General features: G+C 70.7%; 2 protein-coding genes and 1 pseudogene. 2 read left to right on the top strand and 1 reads right to left on the bottom strand.

Annotation, left to right across the window (positions count from 1 at the left end; genetic code table 11):
- Positions 1 to 274, top strand: a pseudogene (locus IJH84_RS18785) (8-oxoguanine deaminase); the annotation flags it as partial.
- Positions 271 to 2,499 (top strand): molybdopterin cofactor-binding domain-containing protein, encoded by a 2,229-nt coding sequence (locus tag IJH84_RS18780; protein WP_295146831.1) that lies wholly within the window; start codon positions 271 to 273, stop codon positions 2,497 to 2,499. The pseudogene IJH84_RS18785 and the gene IJH84_RS18780, both read left to right, overlap by 4 nt.
- Here IJH84_RS18780 and IJH84_RS18775 read toward each other — a convergent pair.
- Positions 2,439 to 2,740 (bottom strand): metallophosphoesterase (locus tag IJH84_RS18775; protein WP_295146814.1); only part of this gene is annotated, 302 nt, incomplete at its 5' end. The two genes, IJH84_RS18780 and IJH84_RS18775, sit on opposite strands and share 61 nt — an antisense overlap.

Raw genomic sequence — 2,740 nt, 5'->3', positions numbered from 1 at the left:
CCTTGGCAGGCAACAGGAAATCGGCTCGCTCACGCCGGGCAAGCTCGCCGACGTGGCGGTGTGGGAACTCGACGACCTGGGACACGCGGGCATCGCCGACCCGGTCGCCGCGCTGGTGCTCGGCCCGCTGCCAAGACTGCGGTTGCTGGTGCGCGGCGGACGGATCGTCGTGCGGGACGGACACCTGCTCCCGGTGTCCGAAGTGGACCTGACCCGGGAACTGCGCGGCGCCGCCGACCGGATCCGGGCGAACGCACAGGAGGTAGCCCGATGAGCGGCCCGACCCGCAGCCCGCAACACCTCGACACCGGGATCACCGGCGGAGTCGGGGAATCGCCGATCCGCCCGGACGGCACGCTGAAGGTGCGCGGCGAGTACGCCTACTCCTCCGACCTGTGGGCCGAGGACATGCTGTGGGGCGCCACGCTGCGCAGTCCGCACCCGCACGCCCGGATCCGCTCGGTCCACATCGGACCTGCGTTGCGGGTTCCCGGCGTGCACGCGGTGCTGACCGCCGAAGACGTGCCGGGCCCGAACCGGTACGGGTTGAAGGAGCAGGACCAGCCGGTGCTGGCCGAGGACGTCGTGCGGTACAAGGGCGAGGCCGTCGCGCTGGTCGCCGCCGACCACCCGGAGACGGCGCGCCGCGCGCTGGAGCGCATCGAGGTGGACTACGAGGTGCTCGACCCGGTCCTCGACGCCGAGCTGGTCGCGCACGACGACTCGCTGCCGAAGCTGCACGAGCACGGCAACGTGGTGCGCCACCAGGTGATCCGCAAGGGCGACCCGGCCGCGACCGCCGAGGTGGTGGTCTCCGGCGTCTACACCGTCGGGATGCAGGACCAGGCGTTCCTCGGCCCGGAGTCCGGGCTGGCGATGCCCGCCGAGGACGGCGGGGTGGACCTGTACCTGGCCACGCAGGACCTGCACTCCGACCGCAAGCAGACCGCGGCCGCGCTGGACCTGCCGGAGGAGAAGGTGCGCATGACGCTGTCCGGCGTCGGCGGCGCGTTCGGCGGCAGGGAGGACCTGTCGATCCAGGTGCACGTGTGCCTGCTCGCCCTGCACACCGGGAAACCGGTGAAGATGGTCTACAACCGGGAGGAGTCGTTCCACGGCCACGTGCACCGGCACCCGGCGAAGATGTACTACGAGCACGGCGCCACCCGGGACGGGACGCTGGTCTACGTCAAGGCCCGGCAGTACTTCGACGGCGGCGCCTACGCGTCGAAAACCCCCGTGGTGGTGGGGAACGCGAGCACGCTCGGCGTCGGACCGTATCGAGTGCCCAACGTGGACATCGAGTCCTGGGGCCTCTACACCAACAACCCGCCGTGCGGTGCGATGCGCGGGCTCGGCGCGGTGCAGCCCACTTTCGCCTACGAGTCCCAAATGGACAGACTCGCCGAAGAACTCGGGGTGGACCCGGCGGACCTGCGCATCCGCAACGCGATCGCGCAGGGCGACCAGATCCCGACCGGCCAGCGGCTGGACTACCCGGCGCCGGTGGCCGAGCTGCTGCAGCGGCTCAAGACGATCCCGCTGCCCGAGCGGTCGCAGCACCGCGACATCCGCGACCTGCCGGGCGGGGTGTCCAACACGACGCACGGCGAAGGCGTGGTGCGCGGGATCGGTTACGGCGTCACGATCAAGAACATCTGCTACTCCGAAGGCGCCGACGACTACTCCACCGCGCGGGTGCGGCTCGCGGTCGTCGGCGGCGAGCCGCTCGCCGAGGTGCACACCGCGGCCGCCGAGGTCGGTCAGGGCCTGGTGACGGTGCAGCAGCAGATCGCGCGGACCGAGCTCGGCGTCGAACGGGTCGTGATCCACCCGAACGACACCTCCGTCGGCGCCGCCGGGTCGAGCTCGGCGTCGCGGCAGACCTACGTCACCGGCGGGGCCGTGCAGACCTCCTGCGCGGCGGTGCGGGGGCTCGTGCTGCAACGGGCGGCCGAACAGCACGGTCTCGAACCGGGCTCGCTGTCGCTGGCGGGCGGCAAGGTCGTCTCCGAACGGGCCGGGGTGCTCGCCGACCTCGCCGACGTGCTCGGCGACGAGGTGATCGAGCTGACCCGCGAATACCACCACCGGCCGACGTTGCCGATGGACGCCGACGGGGTCAGCGAGCTGGTGCAGGTGCAGCACGCCTTCTCGGCGCACCGCGCGATCGTCGACGTGGACACCGAACTCGGGCTGGTCAAGGTCGTGCGGCTGGACTGCGTGCAGGACGTCGGCAAGGCGGTGCACCCCGAAGCGATCATCGGGCAGGTCCAGGGCGGCTCCGCGCAGGGCCTCGGGCTCGCGGTGATGGAGGAGGTGCAGGTCAGCGGCGGGGAGATGCGCAACGCGTCGTTCACCGACTACCTGATCCCGACGATCCTGGACATGCCGCCGATGGAGATCGACATCATCGAGCGCGGCGACCCGCACGCGCCCTACGGCGTGCGCGGCGTGGGCGAGCCGCCGACGATCTCGACCACGGCCCGGGAGGTGTAGAACAGGTTTGCCCCGATGCCCTCAGGGCCCATCTTGGCCACGCTGGTCATGCGGTAGTGCATGTCCTCCCACTCGGGGCCGTCGTAGTACTCATGGTTGCCCGCGATGTAGAGCACCTTGTCGTTTTTGAGCCACTTCCGCGCGAACTCCAGGTTGGCCTGGGACATAAAGTCGATCAGGTCCCCCGTGTGGATGATCAGGTCGCAGTGTTCCTCCGCCCAGGCGGTCTGCGCCTCCAGGC

This window comes from Saccharopolyspora sp. (assembly GCF_017434145.1).
In the GTDB taxonomy this organism is placed as follows: Bacteria; Actinomycetota; Actinomycetes; order Mycobacteriales; family Pseudonocardiaceae; genus Saccharopolyspora_C; species Saccharopolyspora_C galaxeae.
The sequence above is the reverse complement of the archived record's forward strand: the minus strand, read 5'-3'. Positions and strand labels throughout refer to the sequence as shown.

What these genes read in the sequence shown, in the direction of transcription:
- IJH84_RS18780 (WP_295146831.1), top strand. Translation starts at nt 271, where the DNA reads ATGAGCGGCCCGACCCGCAGCCCGCAACACCTCGACACCGGGATCACC.